A 19,375-nucleotide genomic window follows, 5' to 3' on the forward strand; every position below is an offset into this window, starting at 1 on the left:
TTACCGAAAAAACGTCGTTGTTGGCGTAGATATTGCAATGCGTCTTCATTTTATCCGCGATCGTAACTATGGATATCCCCAATTTCTGCGAAGAAACCGGCAATGGTAACAACTCCTACGCCTTGTTTCCTAAAATCTCTAAAACGTCATTCACGATCTGTTCTTCTTGTTGTGTGTAAAGATCGTATTCTTGAAGCAACATACGAAGCTGAACTAGCGCAGCGACGACACCTTCTTTAAGTCCTATTGAAATCTCTGCTGCAACAAAAAGCTGTTCAGCACGCTTGATGCCAACTCCGCGTTTAACATCCTTCTTCCAGATTATTAGAGCTCCTTCATACACGTTACAAGCTTTCTGAGTCCTTGCTCATTGTTGCTGAATACACAGTCCTTGCCCAGTTAAATACCACGAAAATCTACACGTGTTACAAGTTCAAAAGCGTCAATGCTTTGTAAATTCGTAAAGATGTTTTTTTGCCACTGTCCATGCATTATGTTTTAGTTTTGGAGGATTTAATTGCATTCTTACCGTACTTAACGAAGTTAATGCACCGTCAATTTGGGTGACTCCCTTGTCGCGTTGTTCAATGAATTTCTCAAAGAATAAGGGACTACGGCTATCCATGTATCGCTTGTAATAGTTCATGCTATCCTCTAACTCTCCGAAGCCTGTAGAAAAGTTTACTTTGATTAGCCCCAACGATTCTTTTATATCGTCTGGCAGCGCGGCAGGCACCTTTAGTTTAACGAAAGCTAGGGAAGCTTCGCCAAATGTTTGCCTTGCTGATACAACAATATTATGTAGTCTTTTCGCATCCAATTCCTCATCCAGGGGGGCCCCTTGCAGTCTATTCAATGGTTCCATACCGGAATCGAGAAGGTCGAAGATCGTACTTTCAAAAGCCAAAAACACAACCTGCTGATTTAAATCGATTCCATTTTCGGCGAAGGCAATAGGAGAATGGACACAAATGGTGGGAGCAGAACAGAGTAAGATGGCTGTGTACTTAATTAACAAATACTGCATGTGGATCTTTGTCCTTTCTGTTGAAACCAAATACCCCAGAATATATCCAGAAACTCCACAAGTGTTATTATCTTGACCTCATCCCTTCTAAGCTTATTGATAGTTATTGGCAAGGCATTTCCCGTTCCGGGATAAACCCTCATCCCTCTCAACAGAGATTTGTAAAATGAAATGCCCCGGATGCAACATAATCCACGTTTTCGTATTTTGTTTTTCCTATGGTGTAGATTGTGTTATTGCAAATAAATTATACAGATTTTAAGATCATCTATTATTTTCAAACTGAATATATGTGGTGGGAACTCGCCATTATAAAGGAGATTAAGAAGTGCTTGGGAGGCTAACATGAATGAAGAAAGCCTTAATGACCATATTGTTGTTTGGATTGCTCTCAGCTAGTAATATTCAGGCTTCCGCTTTGCCTAAGGCTGATTTGTTTGAGATTAAAGAAGGCAAGGCTATCCTTGACTTTGAGAATTCCGCTGCGATACAAGACGAGGTAAAGTTATGGCTTCAATCTATCTCTGGCTTGGCGGATAGGACAAACATTCTGGAATTCCAAGATGGTTATTGCCTTCGAATTCCGATATACCCTAAGCAAGTGAATAATAAATGGATTGACGCGTCGATTCGGGACGTTTTCTTAATGTTGGATCCTAACTACAAACCCGTTCTTCTTATTTTTGATGAAGATTGGCCTAAACGTTATCTCGTACATTTTTCCCATGACGTACGGCCCTTTTTGAAGGAGTTAGGTATTTGGGAAACAGTAAAGTCTTCGTTTCCACCAACCGATTAAAGTGCTCAGTGATAGCAAATGCAAGGAGAATAGTGAACCCATGAATAGAACATTCCTTCTTGAATAAGATACACTTTGGGTGGCTGGAACAATTGATTGGCTGCTATCTCGTTAGGCGAACAGAGAAGGGCATTATTCGTATACAAATTACCGAAACGGAAGCATACATTGGTATTATTTTTGCATGAACATGGTAGCCCATCGCCCTGGAGCCGTTGAGGGGGGGCTGCTACGTGGTGCTAAACCCATAAAAGGAATTAAGCTGATCCGCGCCAATCAGCCAGGAAAACCTGATAGAATGCTGTTAAATGGTCCCGCAAAGCTAACGCAGGGACTTAATATGACCTCATTAACGATCCGGATAACCACTTCGCACCCGACAAAAGGATTAGACTTTACTAACGAAGAAAACACCGCGAACCGGTATTTCCACTGGCACCGACCTGCTTTGGCATCGACTGACGTTCAAAAAACCCCCTTCATACCGATACATAAAGATGGTTGTTCAAGTTAAGTCCAATAAATCACTTTTTAAAATATCCATGCACCAATAAGGTTTGTTCGCCCATAGACTATGATTAAGAAAAAAAAGGGGAGCCTGTACCATGCAGCCTATTGCGGGTTACGAAAGTTGGTGAAGGGAATGGTGCGAGCTGATAAAAAGCGAAATTATAACTTCGCAGCTTGTACTGATACCGCTAACATGAAGCCATTTTATGAATTGGAAGTATTCCGTTCAAAATTGTGGGATTGTTTTATAACGATCCAAAAATCTTGCGAAGGAGATGTGAAAGACGTATCATTCAACCGATTCTGGTATCACTTTCTCCTTTTGCATATTGCGTCGGAAGAAACCCCACTGGAATTAATTTATGAGGAAGTTTGCACGGCAATAGAATCAAATGTTGTTCCCCATAGTTGTTACCGTATAATAATTTCTTTTCTTACTAACCTCTGTGGGTAAATTACGGCTGAAGGCATTTTCAAAAAATAAAATTAAAGCATAAAGAAACCATCGATCTCATAAGGTCGATGGTTTCTTTATGCTTAGACGGCGTAGGAATAGCAATGCCGCTCCCGCATGTCTCCTTCTCTTACAGAGCCAATGACAAACAGGCAGTTAATTGCTCATGTCGTTTCCAAGATGAAGGAGATTATTCAAGCGGTAGGAAGCAATCCTGATTTGTTACCATGATACAGCGATGCAGCATGAGAAATAACCCAGAAACCTCAGTGACGAACAGTTTCGGGCAGATTCATGATATTCCCAACCTAGTTAATTATTTGCCAGCCTTTTTGTGACATCAGGGGTGGAAACCCGTTCAATACCGTAATGGCGCTTGCCGCTCGCACCGCAGGCTATATCGTCGAATGAATGAAACATCAAGAGATCTAATGGGTTCCGACACCATGTTAAAATAGTTAAAGTAGTTACTGAAACCCCTAATATGAATTTGCACCTTATAATACAACCCGATCCTCCAAATTTCTCCACAAGTGATGTGCTTCCCTAGCGATATGTTCCAACAAATCTGGTGGTGAAGTTGTAACTGCGGCGCATTGTTTGATCAGATCATCTAGTTCCAATTTAAACGCTTCAAGGGCTTTGGCTTCTTTAATAACCATTTGGCTGAAGCCGTTTAAAGCTGGTAATACCTCTTTACGTGGTGGGCGTATCATTGTTCGGAGTGCATTGGCTTGAAGGAATAAATTCTCGAATTTTTTTGTCATGTTTCTTACTTGATCATGAAGTTCATAATTTGATGCGTCTAAATAATGTCTTATATAGCTAAGGTGATCTGCCATTTGTCTTAACCAAAAATAATTTTCATGGATCATTGCGTCCGCAGGTAAAACCTTCCCACCAGATTGTAAAAGTTTAAACACCGATACTGTCTCTTCTGCTTCCCGTATCATGTGATCGAGAAGGGATTGTGGAGTTGAAATAATGGTTTCACAGCGTAAAGCTTTATCCAGCGTATAGACGAGTAAACCTTGGAATTCATGTGTTGCATGCTGCGCTTCACTAATCAAAGTTCCGGGATCTGCTGTTTTTGTTTTTGTTTTCTCAAATATTGTTCCCAGGCGCAGAATCATATGCTGGTTTGCTCGGGCTAGTTCCATTTCATGATGGCTTATTTCTCTGTCAAAAAATCGACCGTGATCATAATTATTCTGCACCCAAAAGGCTATTATCCCATAGATATCCCTTTCATAATTATCCGTATAAGACATGACCTCACCTCGTTCGTGTTATTTTTCGAAAATTAACTACTCAACAATATGTTATGGGTTTTAACTTGTCTGTATTCCTACGCCCTCTGTTCATAAAGATACCATCCAATTTCAGTGGCCGACTGGCAGTGTGGGCACCACAGCCATTTCTTCGAGGGAACTACGCTGGCTGCTCGGTCTGTCGCTCAGCCAGCGGCAGCCGGCATACCAAGGTCCCACAACGGTCATATAAGTTCGCCGTTTCGCCATACCTGCCGGCAGGAATAATAGGTTAGCACATTGATGTTGTTTCGGATGGAAAATCGAGCGGACATTCAAACCCAAACTGAAAATTATGAATCGAAAATTGCAAAGCAAGACGCGCAGATTGCTGAACTAACGGCGAAACCTGTTTAATGAAGCCGAGGTGCTGGCGACGCCAACATCGGAAGAACCTACAATGGATACGGTCAAATACAGCCGCAAAAAGTCTGCGAGCCGTGAATCCAAACTAGAGCAGTTCCCAGTGGAGACGATCCATTATGAACTGCTCTCCACGTTCACAGTGGCGGCAGCCATAGGCTTGCCTGACATGCCGCACAACTTTGACTTCCGCTGGAATGAACTTAAGCTCAGTACGCGTCTCGGTACTCATCGTCCTGTATTGGATGCTTTTTTGGCATGGCTTAAGCAATAGCGAGGTCGTACGCTACCCAAAAGTGCAATTGGCGAAGCCATCTTACTGCTTAAACCAATGGGACAAATTAATCGGGTTTATGTAGGACGGGTAGCTGGAAATTGATAACAATCGTCATGAGCGTGCGATTAAGCCGTTCGTCATCCGACGCAAGAACTGGCATTCGTCAATACAACTCGGGGAGCAAAAGGCAGCGCGACGATCTACAGTGTTATGGAAACAGCAATGGAAAATGGACTGAATCCATTTCAGTATTTACAATATTCTTCGAGCAACTGCCTCAACTGACAGATCCAAATGATGATCCCGAAGCACTAGACAAGCTGCTTCCGTGGTCGCCGCTGCTACCGCTTGCTTGCCGAGTATTTAAACAACAATAGCTACAGTATACGGCAGTCCTCAACATGAATGCGTGGTGGGGGCTGTTTGACGCTTACTTTTAAAACATAATCTATGAGTGAACAATCCCCAAAGGTGCATGCTTATTAAATATACAATTTATTTGAACTTGTACAACCTTTATGTATCGGTATGATGGAGCAATTTTGAATTTTGGTCAACGACTACGAACCGCCAAAGCAAGTCGGTGCCCGTGGAAATACCGATACGTGGTGTTTTCTTGGTTAATAGCGTTTGATCCTTTTGTAGCAGTACAAAATGATTATCTGGATCGTTAATTAGGGCATATCCATAAAAGTCTTTAGTGATATTAAGCCCCTGTGTTAGCTTTGCTGGACCATTTAAAAGCGTATTATCAGGTTTGCCTGGCCGATTGGCGCGGATCAACTCCATACCTTACATTGGTTTAGCACCGCGTAGCATCACCGCCCCAACAGTTCCAGGCCGATGGGCTACTACGAATACAACCGTAGATAAAATAAACATATAACTGACCCACCTCTCCAAACATGATTTGGGTCCGCGGGTAATCCCGCGGTAGGCATGGCTTGCTTGAAGGAAACGCTCGATGTCGCAAAGCAAGGATCTTCACCACCTTTGTATGCTTCCGTTTCGGTAATTTGCACACGAATAATGCCTTTCTCGGTTTGCAGCCAATCAATTGTTCAGCCACCCAAAGCTTATCTTGTTCGAGGACCTTGTATTTTCTATCTCCTATTACCACTGGTGTCCTTTGGGATTTACCCCATTAGTTAGTTATTTGTGAAGCAATTGAGCTTTCGTAGGTTGCAGGAAATGAAATTTTGCTATTTCCAAATATAACTAACTTTTTCAAAAAGGGAAGTACATTATAAGAAAAACGAGATAACGTTTGTACCAATTTTCATTATAAATAAATAGTACGGGCGGGTAGGAAGGATCCAACATTAAGAAAACGTCTCAAAATCCTTCACTTGCACTTGGGATATCGGAATTCGTAGAAAATAACCGTTTTGGAACTCCAACAAAACGGTTGTCCTATCCGCAAAGCCAAAAATAGATCGAAGCCATAACCCTGCTTCGGCTTGAACAACGGTGGAATTTTCGAATTCTTGGATATCAAACAAATCGACATTTGGTAAAGAAGAGGCCTGGGCAATGCTTGAGGATACAAGCTCAATTGCTTAACCACCTTAATTTGATTTATTAATGCAATATCTATATCTATACGGCTTAATAACGAAAGTTTTTCTAAAGTATAATTCATCTTCAATAACAAAACCTACATTTCATGGAACTTCGATGAGCAAGGTGCTTTATATCGACAAGCCTGCGTTGTCTTTTCATGTATTTACTACTATGAATAGATTGAAATTTTTCTTTGTTCTTTACCCCGCAATTTGAAACGGAAGGGATTCAGAGTGTATTTGGGGCTGGAATTGGAAAGGTTTAAATGCCGTTCAGATCGCGATCAACGTTACGGCCTATGTGCATCCCAGTCAATTTATTTTGCAACATTCGGTCAATGAAACGGGCGATAATCTAACCGGAACTCTGAATACCTTGCCAATTATTAACAAGCTTAGAAACGAACTGGCTTGATGTAAGAAACTTGACTCATGCATAATTTATCCACAATGAGAAAACCTATATGATAAAGAAAAATAAATTAGAATATAGCAGGGGGTTGTTTCCATAAAACTAAGTTGGATTGACTTATGCCTTGTTGTATTATGTATCATTCCGGTGTTCGCAAAAAAACCCTGCAAACGGCGCAGCAATTCACACCGCGTAGTTTGTCTGAGCAAACTACGCGGTATGCCGGATGTTCGTTACCGAAAATTATTGATGAGCTTAGAAACGATGGGGTTAAGCTTGTAACAATCCCCGAATTGTTGGATATCCCCACCAAATATACAATTAGGCAATCTAAAATACCAAGAAGCCTTAGAATTTAATTTATTACAAAAGGAGTTACACCTGGAATGATGCGTTGGATATCCGTTTTGTTGCTAATTTGCCTTTCCATTACCGTCCGTCCCCCCATCGTTTTGGCTATAAACGGAAACGATGCTAACCAGCAAGAATTTTTGACTTTCGAAAAAAATGTCTACGATTTGGTATACTCAGCTATGGAACCATTAAATGAACTAGACGAGAAATTGGATGCGAAAGGTCTAGATGTTGTTGTCTTATCAGCAAAACTCAAATTTACTGAAACCTCCGCAGCCATCACTAAACTAAGGGTACCCACCGCATTGCCAAATGAAATAAAGACATCTTTGATGCAAATCAAAAAGGATCTCACCACCGGGTTTGATGCTTTGGAAGAAAGTATGAATGTTTTTCAAAAATATATGGATAACAACAATCCCCTTTTATTTGATAGATTTGTCGAAAAACACGGGCAAGGCGTTTCCTACATTGACGGCGGAATAACTTCATTAAAAACGGTAAGAAAGCAGCTAAATCCCTAGAAGGTTAGAAATTAAAACATAACTCTTGGGTAGTCAATCATTGATCTGGACCCTCTGTCAAGGACACTTAAATAAAACCTAGTTAATGCCTAGGCAGCTAACAATAGATGATTCCTGTATTGCGTATTACACAGGGGTCATCTTTTTTAATCCCCATTGATATCGATTATTGTTGTATTAGCGGATGTAACTGTCAATCTTACGTTGTAGTTCTGCTAATGTTGGGCAGCTTCGATGGTCAACATGGGTCCTTCATAAGACCGTAAAACGACTCCTGTGGAGCATTGTCCCAAAAATTGCCTCGTCTAGACATTGATTGACCTAATCCTTTTTGCTTCAAAAGTTCTTGGTATTTGGGACTTATATAATGACTTCCTTGATCTGAATGGATGAATGCTTTTTTGTGCAATTTCAATCTTCTTTGGTTCACGAGTGCCTCGATCGTGTCTGTAGCAATGTCCAATGTAAGGCGGTTGGATAGGTTGTAAGAAAGGATCTCTCCTGTTGAAGCATCTAGTATGGTCGACAAATAAGCCGTCTCTGAGCGGCCGTATGGGAGGTAAGTACTGTCGGTGAGCAAGGCAAGCCCAGGAATACCTTTTCTAAAATCACGATCTAAACTGTTGGGAAGCGTTCGATGTTCTTGAGTTGCCTTAGCCATACGTTTGTAGGGATTGGGTTTTCTATGAGGACAGACGAGGTTGAATTTCTTCATAAGCCTGCAGATTCACTTCAAGTTGTAGATCATGCCAAACTCGTTCTCAAGCGTCATCTTTATTGAACGAGACCCCTTTTTGAAGCCTTTTCTATGGAATGCTTTCTTGATCATTTCTCCAGCTTTCACATCCGAAAGAGACCGCTTTTTGCGGGTATCTAACTACAGCTTGCATGTAGTTGTAGTATCCCGAACGTGATACATGAAGTAAATCGTAAAGGTAACGAGTTGTGCACCCTACAACTTGACTTGCAGTCTCTTTAATCAGCTCAAATAACTTATTCTTACTTAATTTTTTCGCTTTGCTACCAGCAACCTTTCTTTCGTGTCTAGCTTTTTTAACAATTCAAATTGAGACTCAAGGAGCCTAACTCTTGCTTCCTGYCTTATAATCACTTCATCCTGTGTTAGTTCACGCTTTAGGGGACGTCCAGAAGCTTCTCTACGTGAGTCAGCTAGTCCAATAATTCTGTCTACCCTATATGCTTTTCTCCAACGCGTGGCACTCTCTTTTACACGTTGAATTCCAATTACATTTACATCAAACCCGTTAGCTTCAAAGATAATGATGTAATCCCCTCCGGTGCTTTCTGTAGTTACAAAAAAAAGGTACCCACAGTCTGAACACTTTTTCAAAGTGTCCAGACTATGGGTACCAGTTTACGCAATAAAAGTGGTGGCTGAAACTCCCCGAAAACTTATGCCTATGTAATGAGGTTTTTTGCTAAACTGATCGCGAGTTCAACAATTCAAACTGTTTTGCTTTCTCTTTTATATATTCCGCCGTTCTCAGTGCAAGTGACATGACCGTATTTGTTGGATTTCCAGCGCCCGATGTTACAAAAATACTCGCATCGCATATAAACAGGTTAGGAATGTCATGGGCTTGTCCAAAAGAATTAACCACTGAAGATTTGGGGTCATTCCCCATACGGCAGCCACCCATCATATGAGCCGTGTCGGGAACAACGTATTCAACTTTCCCGCCCGCCGCCTCAAGTATTGTACTCATATTACCGACAGCATGATCAATGAGTTTCTGATCGTTATCGCCATAGCTGAATGTTACTTTTGCACGCGGCAATCCATACTCGTCTTTTTCATTAACCAGCGTGACCCGGTTCATTGGATTTGGAAGTACTTCGCCGACCAAAGTAACTCTTCCATAGTAATTATAATTCAACAACGTTTCCCTGAGACGGTCCCCCCACACGGGACCACCTTCTGCTTGGGAAATGGCTTTCGAAAACTCCACTGGTCTCGCTCCATGAGAATGAAGGGTATATCCACGAGCAAAGTTGTTTTTGGAATCAGTACGGTAAAAATCTTATGTTGTAGCTAAAACAGGTGTACCCTTATACAGCCTGATTTCTTCATCGAATTTAGCATAAACGTCTTGAGAACTGTGAACCATAATTGATTTTCCAACCCAACCGCTGCTATTGGCCAGCCCATCCGGAAACTGAGAATTTGCAGAGTTAAGAAGCAAACGCGGCGTTTCTACAACATAGGCAGACAAAATCACTATTTTAGCTTTTTGCTCATAAGTTCTTCCGTCATGTACGAAGGTGATACCTTTCGCCAGTCCGTCTTTTCCCATTAACACCTGCGTCACCATGCAATCGGCTAGCACTTCTGCTCCAGCTTTGATTGCTTTAGGAATATGTACAATGAGGGTGCTGAACTTAGCGTCTGGCATACATCCTTGATTGCAGAAGCCTCGATTAATGCATGGAGGCCGGCCTTCAAATGGCGCGGATAGTATAGCAAGTGGTGCTACAGACGAGCGGATCCCCATCTTTTCGCAACCGTTCATAAACATATACGCGTTGGGGCTAAGAGGCTCCCTCTCGGGATAAGGATAGGGGCCGTGGTAATTTCCCCATGGAAAGTGTTTGGGCCCAGAAACGGCAATTTCCTTTTCGGTCCTGGTATAGAAAGGTTCTAAATCCTCATAGCTAATCGGCCAATCATCCGCGACACCATCCATGGTCCTTGCTTTAAAGTCTGCGTCATGAAATCGTAAAAAGACAGCCGTAAAATGCACCGTCCCTCCACCGATACCGCGACCAGAATTGTTGTGTCCCATCGTTAACGGGTTATTTCCATCTACGATTCTAGTATCCTGCCACCCTAAATTTTGCATGGTAAGCTCATCACTAGCTAAATCTTTTTGAGTATCACGGAATGGACCCGCATCCAGGATTACCACGCTCATTCCTGTTTCGCTCAATTCTTTGGCGAGTACACCTCCGGCTGCCCCTGCCCCAACAATTACTACATCTACTTCTTCATTCGCGTATTTTCGGTTCATCATTGTTCCGGCTGCGCCTCCCATGGATCCAATTGCCCCAACTCTGTGCGTACGTAACCTCGCGGATAAGCTGGACCTGCATAACCAATTTCAGACCAAACTTTCGGATGCGAACAATACGATTCGACGGTCAACCTCAGCAGTTTATTAAACAGCGGTTCTTGTTGAATATTGTTCCAAACTTCTATGGGTTCAGCTTTGCATTCACTAATCTTCTGCAAGTACTGCTTTTGTAAATCCATTTCTAGTTCAACAAAAGAAGAACCATAAAGTAATTGCACCCCTTGTTCGATTGCCTGAAGTCCCGACCTAATTAGCTCTGGGGCCTCAGGGACGCCAACCTTTCTTTGTCCCTCCCCAAATGATTGATGAAGGGTTTGATCGATATGACCAACTATGAAATCCAACACTTCCTGCGATTGATCGCTCACAAAAAGTGAACTGATTCGTTCAACCATTTCAGCCTCGATGCTTGTAAGAAATTGAAAGTTTTTGATGGGTTTCAAACGGGAAGTTACAATCAGTTGGGTATGGTCATCCCACTCATCTAACTCATTCATAACATCGTAAGAGGGGTAGTAACTTTTCGTTAGCATAGAATCACTTCACTCCCCAGTATATGGCAATCAAACCGAGTACACTGTCAGCAGAGAACATTAATGGAAGCAAGATTGGCGGACCGATGAGAAAGTTGCGCAACGCCCAACCTCCTACCCGAATACCTACTCCCCGGAAATGGAAATAGAAACCAACCAGACCGAACAAAACGCCCGACCACATTAGAACCAAAAATACATTACGCAGCCAATAAGCGTTATACCAGGCCAGAATAACACCAGTTACAAAAAAAATGGGAGCTGAAATGACGGGTACCCACATAATTTTTTTGTGGAAATTTTGCCGATAATGAAACATCGTCACTTGGATACGAACCTCTTGAATGGGATGTAATGGATAATCCTTTTTCAAAATTAATCGAAATTCAACCTTCGAATAGTGAAATCTCTATACCTAGCGGAACTGGAATTGGGCTCGAGATTGACATGGAGATGCTTGCCTTCTATCAATGGGACGGGAAAAGTTATAGGTAATTACGTACTAATTTGTGAGGAGAAATAAACAAATGACAACAAAGTTATCTAATTCGAGGGATAAGAGCCATTCTTCCCATACAGTTGCAGAGGCTATATTGGAACAACTTCAACTCTGGAATGTCAAACGGATTTATGGCGTAGTTGGGGATGCTGTTTTTGGACTAATGAACGCACTTGCCATGCAAGATACGATCTCATTTATTGCTGTTAAACATGAGTCCGTCGCTGCAATGATGGCTGCGGCAGAGGCAAAATTAACTGGTCAACTTGGGGTCTGTATCGCACAGATGGGACCCGGCCTTGCTAATCTTATTAATGGTATGGGCGACGCATTTTTGGATAATGCCCCATTGTTAGCAATCACAGGTCAAGCACCGCTTAACAAGATAGGAACATCCTATAAACAGTACATCAATCAACAAGAACTGGTACAAGCCATATCCCGATACAGTCAAATGGTAGTTCATCCAGATGCTGTAATCGAGTTACTAACACAAGCGATGCAAACAGCTATTCTGCAGCGCAGCGTATCGCATTTGTCGATTCCTTCTGATGTATTTAACATGACAGCTACGGCTCAACTTCGTCAACAACCTCAGGTTTCCATCCCCTGTTCTGGTCCGGAAATCATTCTAAAAGCACTGCAACTCATTCAATCCGCCAAGCAACCTATGATGTTGGTGGGAAGTGGAGCTATTACAGATCGAGCTGCAATCCAAAAGTTGGCCGAAACCTGGTGTTGCGGCGTTGCGATGAGCTATGGTGCTATGGGAATCTTACAGGATGCACATCCATTAATGTTGAATGCGCTTGGTGAAGGCGGTAACCCATTTCTCAAAGAGCTGTTCCTAAGGGCAGATGTTGTATTAGCTATTGAAACGTCATGGTTGCCTGATGGTTTTCTCCCCAGTAAAGTACGCATTGTTCATATTTCAAAACACCCGTCGAACTTTGGGGCTTCCGTTCCAGTAGACATCGGATTAGTAGGAGATTTGGCTAGTCTTGTTCCTCAACTAATAGAAGGTATACCTACATACATATAAGCCTCAACAGGATTGGGTCATTCAGGTTCAACCCAATGCAATCACAAATGCAGCCAGTCCCCCCATATCCTTCTCAACATCAGGATCAGCAGCCAGGCATTGAATCTCTCATGAACCCGAGACCTGTATACGATAACCCAAACTACAAAGGTAGCGGAAAACTGAAGGATAAAGTAGCAATCATTACTGGTGGAGACAGTGGCCAGGGGCGTGCTATTGCCGTCGCTTTCGCCAAAGAAGGGGCGGATATTGTCATTGTATACTTGAATGAAGATTCCGACGCGGAAGAAACCAAACAATATGTAGAACAAAAGGGTCGGCGTTGTCTATGTATTGCAGGTAATATAGGAAGCGAAGCGTTTTGCAAGCAAGTGATGGATCAAACGATTATACAATTCGGAAAACTTGATATTTTGGTCAACAATGCAGCGGAACAATATGTTCAAGATGGCTTGGAGTACATAACTTCCGAACAAATGGAAAAAACGTTCCGAACGAATTTTTTCTCCATTTTTTATTTAACTAAAATAGCTTTGTCGCATTTGAAACCCGGTAGCTCCATCATCAATGCAGCATCACTTGCAGCATATGAAGGAAATGAACAACTTATTGATTATTCCGCAACGAAAGGAGCGATTGTATCTTTTACACGTTCACTATCCAAGTCTCTACACAGCAAGGGCATTCGTGTCAACGGTGTCGTACCTGGAACGATATGGACTCCGCTCATTCCAGCTTCATTCCCGTCAGATCAAGTTGCGAATTGGGGAGCAAAGAACCCGATGAAACGTGCTGGCCAGCCTTTTGAAGTCGCCCCCGCTTACGTTTATTTAGCTTCGGAAGATTCTACTTATGTATCAGGACAATTTATTCATATAACCGGGGGAGTTATTATGAACGGATAAAGGAATCCCTTTCACCCATCACGTTCCATCACAGATTATATCTCCCTTACGGGAAGAACTCATGGGAGATTAGTACTTTATTTCATTACTGTTATTTTTTAGTAGAGATAGGAACTCTGCACGTGCGTCAGACTTATCGGGATTACCGAAGCCTATTTCCACGTTGCCTAATAGGTCCAAAGCTACGTTCATTGCCGATAGCTAGCTTGATCTCTGGCTACACTTGTTTGCTGTATTGACGATCGCTATCGCGAAATGATAGGTGCCAGGTGGGACATCACGAGGAACGAGATTGATACGTATATTCAAAACTTTTCAGCAGGGTTTTGAATTCGCGCATAGTGAAGCGTGGTTGTAATACGCTTGTGTCCGAGCCAATCCTTAATATGCACAATATTGCTGCCATTTTGGAAGAGATGAGTCGCGCAAGAAAAGGCAGTCGATCAACTGGGGAATGGGGTCAAGAACATTTTCCGATTCCCTTCCCCATAAACAAAAAAGTCACGAATAACCGTGACTTGCTTTAATTTCATAACTGTTATTTTTTTAGTATAGATAGGAACTCTGCACGTGCGTCAGACTTATTTGCAAATATGCCGCGCACCGAGGAGGTCGTTGTAGACGCGCTCGACTTTTTTATCCCTCTACCGCACATACACATGTGTTTCGCTTCGACGATTACCATTGTCCCTGCAGGCTTAAGTACTTCTTCGACTGCGTTTACTATCTGTGTGGTGAGGCGCTCCTGAACCTGAAATCTTTTTGCGTATCCTTCGACCATACGTGCAATTTTTGAAAGACCTGTAATTTTCTCGTTTGGAATATAACCAACGTGAGCGAAACCGAAGAAAGGTGCAAAATGATGCTCGCAAATGGAATGAAATTCGATATCTTTAATAAGAACGAGTTCTTGGTGGTCTACATCAAAAGTTTTTTCCAAGTGAGTTCTGGGATCTTCCCGATAACCTTCCGTATACTCTAGAAAAGCTTTTAGCACTCGAAAAGGAGTCTCTTGGAGACCATCTCGATCGGGATCATCTCCACATAATTCGATCAGATCTTCAACTCCTTCCATGAACCGTTTAGCCTGATCGTTTTTTTTAGTTAAATCAGAGTATTTATTAAATACATCTGGAAATTTTCCGGAAATTAATGACTTCGCATCTAGGACCATATAGGTATACCTCCTTTGTTTTAAACAAACACCAAATATAACTAAGTTTCCAAAGCGAATCGAAATGAATTGTGCTCCATTGGTTGGTCAAGCATTACTCGAAAGACACACCGCCCGTCCCCATTTTGAAACCGTTCCTCGCGGACTACACGACAGCCAAGTAAATGAGTAAGCATGGAGACTGTTACGCTGCAAAGCAACGGACGGCGTTTGGCTACGTTGAAAAACGGACAATTCCGTTCGATTAAACTCAGTCGATCACCTGAATTTTCAACATCCATAAAGTTGTCTTCCGCCATATAAATTTCCTTTAGAGCCTCCACACGCTTTTCAATGCTTAAACCGAGCAAACGCGGTTCCCATTCGCGCACCCTCGCCTCAGTCATGGTGTACAGTATTTGATGTAATGCATCCTCACCCAGTTGCTCAGCAACGGTATCCATGACTTCAACTGTTAAAGAATCATAATTTTTCGGGAATAGATGCTCTCCTTCAGAAGTGATACTATAGTACATGGAGGGTCGTCCCCCACTAGTACCAGTAACTCTTTTTATATGCTTTTCAATCCACCCATCATGCTCGAGCTGTAATAGATGTTGTCTCACAGCCTCCCTTGTCATCTCAAGCCGAAATGCAAGTTCAGTTATAGTTGAGGAGCCTTTGTGTTTAAGGTTGAGCAGTATCTTCTGACGAGTTTCCGATAATTGTTCTAGACTTAAACCCACTGTAATTCCCCCAATTATTAATTATAAATAGAGCATATCTAAATACGGCTAATTATGCAAGATATATATTGCATATCTTGTTTAATTACCTAACATTATCCTATAAAACAAAAACGCGATATACGTGGCATGTACAACTTGATCCTGATCAGGGATGAATCAGATGCCTTGGCTCCAATGGACATTTCTTAGCCTTAAAAGGAATATCAATAGGCTGCCCAATATCTCGGCAGCCTGTGTTAATATTGTGCAATAGTTTCTCGAGGGAGCGTAACACTCCTTTAAGAATGCCTGTAGGTGGTAACAATTTTATTTATCGTTGGAATTCTAATAATTACCTCAGTGCCAACATTCTCTACACTTTTATATGATATTTCACCGTTCATTTCTTTTATTATTCGAATGGAAACCATTGTACCAAGCCCTGTGCCCTTTTCCTTCGTAGAATAAAATAATGTTCCGATTCTTGAAAGTTGCTCGTTTGTCATGCCTTTTCCAGTATCCGATATCAACATTTCTGCTACATCCTTATTATGCCTCAATCTAATACTTACCTTATCTCCAGCCGAAGATGCTTCAACTGCATTCTTTATCAAGTTGATTATAGCTATTTGCAGCTGATTCTTATCAGTGGACACAAGAGGATTACCTTCGAGATCGCCCTCCAAAATTATGCCTTGTTTGGTCGCCATCGGTTCGAGCAGTATAATCAAATTCGATGTTATCGAAGATAAAGGAATTTCCTCGATCTTCTCCAAATGTGGTTTTGCGATAATTAAGTATTCATTAATAATCGCTTCTGCCCTACTCAATTCACCTAATGCCAATTTAAAATACTGAGCATTTTTCTCCACTTCATTTCTTTCATTCATGAACTGAAGAAATCCTTTTACCACTGTAAGTGGATTACGAATTTCATGAGCAATTGATGCCGCTAACTCTCCTAGAGTTTTAATTTTTTCCGTTTGTCGGATCTCTTCTTTCATAATCCACCTGTCAATAATCGCTTCATTGATCGAAATAGCGATGGATAGACCTACTATATAAATAACCACAAAAATAATGATGTCAGTCATCTTGCTAAAACTGAATGTATCGAATGCATTTTGATAGGCTAAATATAAAGGGAAAAAGACGCCTATAGAAGCAAAAGCTGACCAAAGACCCAGGATGGCAGCTAATGACATGCGTTTTTTACGCTTATAAAACATAAAACTCTTCCCAATTAGAAAAGGTGCAGACGCCGCTATAATACTCAAATAGCCAAACCACAGGGAATCTCCACCGATTAACGTCCGAGTACCAACGATCATTATGATTACTATAGCCCCGCTTAATCGTCCACCATACAAAATAGAAATGACTAGGGGAATATACCGGAGGTCCCAGAACAAACCGTATTTGGAATAGGAAAAGATTAAGCATAGTAATGCAGCCGTTCCTTGTAGGAGACCATATAAATATGGGGGGGTCCCTTTTTTTTGCACGTCATTAAAAAAGCCATGAATTAGATTTGGAATGATGATAATTAAAAGACCTAATAGTAACTTTTCCGCCAGCATTCTGTGATCCCTCTTGTCGTCATTTATTATTCCATTCTTCTATTCGTCAGATTATGTAATAAATACCAACAGGACTGTAAGAGAACTTTCAATCTTCGTTTTGATAATTTCCACATTTATCACTACTTTTAGTTAATGGAAAATTCACCCATAATAAGAATAATGATTGTACGTTCGTTTGTAAAGGCATTCATTCAAAATACTCATCGCGCATAACTGCCCGTAAACGTAATGAGGCTGCCAGTCTTTTTCGCGGCAGCCCTGTAGTGTTTGTTTATTCAACTCTCGTATCCGTTAGTTCAATGGTCCGTACTTCTAATGTGGTATGGCTCTCCTTGGAAAGAACTTCTCTTTTATGGAAGTTTAGTGCTTATAAGGAATAGTATCTCCACTTGAACCAGCAGCACCTGACGAAGTACCTCCTTCTTTTCTTTGAACATGATAATAAGTGATTCTTTCACCGTTTTCGCCTGTCTTTTGCCATTTTTCAATAAGTTTAATCTTATAATCTCCGCTACCTATCTTCTCAACATCTGTGGAACGAGTTACCAGATAACCATCAATTTTTGTTTCGATAACTTTGTTCAACTCATCTGGAAATAAAGAGTTATATGTGCCTTTGCCTGAAACTGCAAATTGTACGGCTTGGTTCGCAGTGAATTTGGCATCTTCCTGATTCCAATAAGGATGGTATAAAGCAAAACTTAATAATGCAAATATTAATGGAACAAACGATAAAATCAACAGTTTTTTTCTTAAGTTAATGTACTTTTGTAAAAGTTCGTCAATTGCCAAAAAATAATAAAGCGACAATACCTCCGAATATTATTGATGGTAAATTCAAAAATATTATGCCACCTATTGCACCGAAAAGCGTATGTAATACACCTGAAACCAAACACTTTACCTTAATATTGAATTTTTAATAACGATAATGAAAAAATACAAAGACTCCCTTCACCCCATGGAGATATAGGTGCTTGTAGTCTTTTTACTAGCCTGCATTATAGTGTTTTGCAAGGCGCCAAAACCCTAATAGGAGCAGGGAAATATGAAGAGTAAAATTATTTTGGATTTTTGGTACTACCTCGCACGCACAGTTAACCCATTCTTCATCACGAGAGGCCGTGTAACCATCCGTTTTGGAAGTGTATATTTCCCTACTTTTGTAGCTGAGTGAGTCACCGTTACATCCGGCAGTTGATCTACCAGATACCTCGGTGCACGCTGAATGACCGCAGTCCCTTGTCCTAACGAGTGCGCCATAGATAATAAATTTAATAAATTGTTCAGCATGTCTTCTAATGAAATGTCCATCTTTGTAGCAATTTATGAATTCTAAAAACCTAGAAAGTTTTTTTGCATGTTATTTTCTCAGTTGACTTTCTCATTGAAGCTATTTAAGATTTTTGTATAATAAGGTAAGAATAATAATAATAAAAGAAATTTAAAGGTGGTCGTTACTATTAACAAAATCTCTCTGAAAGAAAGTAAATATCCATCTCAATATAAAATGATAAGAGAATTGATGATGAAAGCTGGAGTTGATTGCCCAATTTTTATAGATGACCGTGATCAGTATACCGGCACTGCCGACAATTTTGGAGTATGATTTCCGCAAATTACAATAGACTCTTATGCAGAACACCCATACATATTGAGGTTCTTTGCTGCACATGAAATTATCCACTATAAAAACAAGGATTTCGCTCGTAAAAGTGCTTTCAAATTTATTATAGCTTTTCTACTATGCTCTGTGAGGTATAGAAGTTGGTTTAGGTATCTGCTTGCATTAGATTTATTAAGTGAAATGCGAGCAAATATCGATAATATTAATAAGCAGTGAAATTCGTGTTATAATAATTGATCGCCTAAACATTTGCGGTTTCTTTCATAAGTATATCATTAGCCCATTTATACCATAAAAGGAGTGCAGACCCGTAACGTTTTTGAGAAGACTCTTTCCAACTTTTATTTAGTTCTGTGGAAATAATTTTCCCTAATTCAGTGGGACTTTTTTCTTTGTATTTACTTACTATTTCAATTGTTGGTGTTGATTTTACACTTTGTGCAATCCAAACTGAAACATCATTTGGATTCTGATTGAAGGATAATATGTCATCGTCCATAGATAGCCCACCTATTGAGTTAAGTAGAGAGATCGCATTACGATAGCCTAAAAGTTTTAGTGTTGATTCGTTATTTTGTCCTGTACTAAACAAATCAATCAATTCTAGTACCCTCTCAGGAG

General features: G+C 40.9%; 18 protein-coding genes and 5 pseudogenes. 6 read left to right on the forward strand and 17 right to left on the reverse strand.

Annotation, left to right across the window (positions count from 1 at the left end; all coding sequences use genetic code 11):
• Positions 1-115 precede the first annotated feature (115 nt).
• Both AC1DVJ_RS18420 and AC1DVJ_RS18425 read right to left on the reverse strand, forming a co-directional pair.
• Entirely contained in the window at positions 116-343 is a 228-nt protein-coding gene (locus AC1DVJ_RS18420; RefSeq protein ID WP_477592691.1) for a hypothetical protein, read from the reverse strand.
• Positions 344-442: 99 nt separating this feature from the next.
• On the reverse strand, positions 443-1,027 hold the full coding sequence (locus AC1DVJ_RS18425) for a hypothetical protein (protein WP_477592692.1): 585 nt from the start codon (positions 1,025-1,027) through the stop codon (positions 443-445).
• Between the two features lie 349 nt (positions 1,028-1,376).
• Between AC1DVJ_RS18425 and AC1DVJ_RS18430 the strand changes: the two genes are divergently transcribed.
• Both AC1DVJ_RS18430 and AC1DVJ_RS18435 read left to right on the forward strand, forming a co-directional pair.
• Positions 1,377-1,826 (forward strand): hypothetical protein, encoded by a 450-nt coding sequence (locus tag AC1DVJ_RS18430; protein ID WP_477592693.1) that lies wholly within the window; start codon positions 1,377-1,379, stop codon positions 1,824-1,826.
• Between the two features lie 92 nt (positions 1,827-1,918).
• Positions 1,919-2,340 (forward strand): annotated as a pseudogene (locus AC1DVJ_RS18435) (DNA-3-methyladenine glycosylase).
• Between the two features lie 947 nt (positions 2,341-3,287).
• Here AC1DVJ_RS18435 and AC1DVJ_RS18440 read toward each other — a convergent pair.
• Both AC1DVJ_RS18440 and AC1DVJ_RS18445 read right to left on the reverse strand, forming a co-directional pair.
• A complete protein-coding gene (locus AC1DVJ_RS18440; RefSeq protein ID WP_477592694.1) occupies positions 3,288-4,061 on the reverse strand; it encodes a DUF2935 domain-containing protein in 774 nt (257 codons plus the stop codon).
• Between the two features lie 529 nt (positions 4,062-4,590).
• Positions 4,591-4,695, reverse strand: a pseudogene (locus AC1DVJ_RS18445) (IS66 family transposase zinc-finger binding domain-containing protein); the annotation flags it as partial.
• On the opposite strand from AC1DVJ_RS18445, the pseudogene AC1DVJ_RS18450 reads away from it, so the two are divergent.
• A pseudogene (locus tag AC1DVJ_RS18450) lies at positions 4,696-5,117 on the forward strand (IS66 family transposase); the annotation flags it as partial.
• Between the two features lie 139 nt (positions 5,118-5,256).
• On the opposite strand, the gene AC1DVJ_RS18455 reads toward AC1DVJ_RS18450, so the two are convergent.
• Together AC1DVJ_RS18455 and AC1DVJ_RS18460 are read right to left on the reverse strand one after the other, a co-directional pair.
• On the reverse strand, positions 5,257-5,529 hold the full coding sequence (locus AC1DVJ_RS18455; protein WP_477592695.1) for a DNA-3-methyladenine glycosylase: 273 nt from the start codon (positions 5,527-5,529) through the stop codon (positions 5,257-5,259).
• Positions 5,530-5,532: 3 nt separating this feature from the next.
• The gene (locus AC1DVJ_RS18460) at positions 5,533-5,718 is read right to left on the reverse strand and encodes a hypothetical protein (protein WP_477592696.1); all 186 of its coding nucleotides are present in this window, start codon (positions 5,716-5,718) and stop codon (positions 5,533-5,535) included.
• A gap of 1,382 nt (positions 5,719-7,100) precedes the next feature.
• On the opposite strand from AC1DVJ_RS18460, the gene AC1DVJ_RS18465 reads away from it, so the two are divergent.
• The gene (locus AC1DVJ_RS18465; RefSeq protein ID WP_477592697.1) at positions 7,101-7,592 is read left to right on the forward strand and encodes a hypothetical protein; all 492 of its coding nucleotides are present in this window, start codon (positions 7,101-7,103) and stop codon (positions 7,590-7,592) included.
• A 238-nt stretch (positions 7,593-7,830) separates the two neighbouring features.
• Here AC1DVJ_RS18465 and AC1DVJ_RS18470 read toward each other — a convergent pair whose 3' ends face one another.
• The 4 genes and pseudogenes from AC1DVJ_RS18470 to AC1DVJ_RS18485 all read right to left on the reverse strand — a co-directional run bounded on the left by AC1DVJ_RS18470 (position 7,831) and on the right by AC1DVJ_RS18485 (position 11,590).
• The gene (locus AC1DVJ_RS18470) at positions 7,831-8,307 is read right to left on the reverse strand and encodes a DDE-type integrase/transposase/recombinase (RefSeq protein ID WP_477592698.1); all 477 of its coding nucleotides are present in this window, start codon (positions 8,305-8,307) and stop codon (positions 7,831-7,833) included.
• A 724-nt stretch (positions 8,308-9,031) separates the two neighbouring features.
• Positions 9,032-10,624, reverse strand: a pseudogene (locus tag AC1DVJ_RS18475) (GMC family oxidoreductase).
• The gene (locus tag AC1DVJ_RS18480) at positions 10,621-11,217 is read right to left on the reverse strand and encodes a gluconate 2-dehydrogenase subunit 3 family protein (protein ID WP_477592699.1); all 597 of its coding nucleotides are present in this window, start codon (positions 11,215-11,217) and stop codon (positions 10,621-10,623) included. Before AC1DVJ_RS18480 ends, AC1DVJ_RS18475 begins: the two are co-directional and overlap by 4 nt.
• A gap of 4 nt (positions 11,218-11,221) precedes the next feature.
• On the reverse strand, positions 11,222-11,590 hold the full coding sequence (locus AC1DVJ_RS18485) for a hypothetical protein (protein WP_477592700.1): 369 nt from the start codon (positions 11,588-11,590) through the stop codon (positions 11,222-11,224).
• A gap of 154 nt (positions 11,591-11,744) precedes the next feature.
• On the opposite strand from AC1DVJ_RS18485, the gene AC1DVJ_RS18490 reads away from it, so the two are divergent.
• Both AC1DVJ_RS18490 and AC1DVJ_RS18495 read left to right on the forward strand, forming a co-directional pair.
• On the forward strand, positions 11,745-12,758 hold the full coding sequence (locus AC1DVJ_RS18490) for a thiamine pyrophosphate-binding protein (protein ID WP_477592701.1): 1,014 nt from the start codon (positions 11,745-11,747) through the stop codon (positions 12,756-12,758).
• A 35-nt stretch (positions 12,759-12,793) separates the two neighbouring features.
• Complete coding sequence (locus tag AC1DVJ_RS18495) at positions 12,794-13,663, forward strand: SDR family oxidoreductase (protein ID WP_477592702.1); 870 nt, start codon at positions 12,794-12,796, stop codon at positions 13,661-13,663.
• A 538-nt stretch (positions 13,664-14,201) separates the two neighbouring features.
• Here the strand turns inward: AC1DVJ_RS18495 and folE are convergent.
• The 7 genes and pseudogenes from folE to AC1DVJ_RS18530 form a co-directional block, all read right to left on the reverse strand.
• The gene (folE, locus tag AC1DVJ_RS18500) at positions 14,202-14,837 is read right to left on the reverse strand and encodes a GTP cyclohydrolase I FolE (RefSeq protein ID WP_477592703.1); all 636 of its coding nucleotides are present in this window, start codon (positions 14,835-14,837) and stop codon (positions 14,202-14,204) included.
• A gap of 41 nt (positions 14,838-14,878) precedes the next feature.
• The gene (locus AC1DVJ_RS18505) at positions 14,879-15,352 is read right to left on the reverse strand and encodes a helix-turn-helix transcriptional regulator (RefSeq protein WP_477592710.1); all 474 of its coding nucleotides are present in this window, start codon (positions 15,350-15,352) and stop codon (positions 14,879-14,881) included.
• A 54-nt stretch (positions 15,353-15,406) separates the two neighbouring features.
• Positions 15,407-15,562, reverse strand: a pseudogene (locus tag AC1DVJ_RS18510) (ArsR family transcriptional regulator); the annotation flags it as partial.
• A gap of 281 nt (positions 15,563-15,843) precedes the next feature.
• Entirely contained in the window at positions 15,844-17,124 is a 1,281-nt protein-coding gene (locus tag AC1DVJ_RS18515; RefSeq protein ID WP_477592704.1) for an ATP-binding protein, read from the reverse strand.
• A 363-nt stretch (positions 17,125-17,487) separates the two neighbouring features.
• Positions 17,488-17,919 carry a hypothetical protein gene (locus AC1DVJ_RS18520; protein ID WP_477592705.1) on the reverse strand — a complete coding sequence of 144 codons (432 nt, stop codon included), beginning with the start codon at positions 17,917-17,919 and terminating at the stop codon, positions 17,488-17,490.
• Between the two features lie 288 nt (positions 17,920-18,207).
• Positions 18,208-18,441, reverse strand: a complete 234-nt coding sequence (locus tag AC1DVJ_RS18525) for a hypothetical protein (RefSeq protein ID WP_477592706.1) — start codon at positions 18,439-18,441, stop codon at positions 18,208-18,210.
• Positions 18,442-18,995: 554 nt separating this feature from the next.
• The coding region (locus tag AC1DVJ_RS18530) for a hypothetical protein (protein WP_477592707.1) at positions 18,996-19,375 on the reverse strand (380 nt) is incomplete at its 5' end.

The organism is Paenibacillus sp. P4_A9 (assembly GCF_056402415.1).

Excerpts from the sequence above, each read along its gene's own strand:
- AC1DVJ_RS18425 (WP_477592692.1), bottom strand. The coding sequence starts at position 1,027 with ATGCAGTATTTGTTAATTAAGTACACAGCCATCTTACTCTGTTCTGCT.
- AC1DVJ_RS18430 (WP_477592693.1), top strand. The coding sequence starts at position 1,377 with ATGAAGAAAGCCTTAATGACCATATTGTTGTTTGGATTGCTCTCAGCT.
- AC1DVJ_RS18440 (WP_477592694.1), bottom strand. The coding sequence starts at position 4,061 with ATGTCTTATACGGATAATTATGAAAGGGATATCTATGGGATAATAGCC.
- AC1DVJ_RS18455 (WP_477592695.1), bottom strand. The coding sequence starts at position 5,529 with ATGGAGTTGATCCGCGCCAATCGGCCAGGCAAACCTGATAATACGCTT.
- AC1DVJ_RS18465 (WP_477592697.1), top strand. The coding sequence starts at position 7,101 with ATGATGCGTTGGATATCCGTTTTGTTGCTAATTTGCCTTTCCATTACC.
- AC1DVJ_RS18470 (WP_477592698.1), bottom strand. The coding sequence starts at position 8,307 with ATGAAGAAATTCAACCTCGTCTGTCCTCATAGAAAACCCAATCCCTAC.
- AC1DVJ_RS18480 (WP_477592699.1), bottom strand. The coding sequence starts at position 11,217 with ATGCTAACGAAAAGTTACTACCCCTCTTACGATGTTATGAATGAGTTA.
- AC1DVJ_RS18490 (WP_477592701.1), top strand. The coding sequence starts at position 11,745 with ATGACAACAAAGTTATCTAATTCGAGGGATAAGAGCCATTCTTCCCAT.
- AC1DVJ_RS18495 (WP_477592702.1), top strand. The coding sequence starts at position 12,794 with ATGCAATCACAAATGCAGCCAGTCCCCCCATATCCTTCTCAACATCAG.
- folE (WP_477592703.1), bottom strand. The coding sequence starts at position 14,837 with ATGGTCCTAGATGCGAAGTCATTAATTTCCGGAAAATTTCCAGATGTA.
- AC1DVJ_RS18505 (WP_477592710.1), bottom strand. The coding sequence starts at position 15,352 with ATGTACTATAGTATCACTTCTGAAGGAGAGCATCTATTCCCGAAAAAT.
- AC1DVJ_RS18515 (WP_477592704.1), bottom strand. The coding sequence starts at position 17,124 with ATGCTGGCGGAAAAGTTACTATTAGGTCTTTTAATTATCATCATTCCA.
- AC1DVJ_RS18525 (WP_477592706.1), bottom strand. The coding sequence starts at position 18,441 with ATGGACATTTCATTAGAAGACATGCTGAACAATTTATTAAATTTATTA.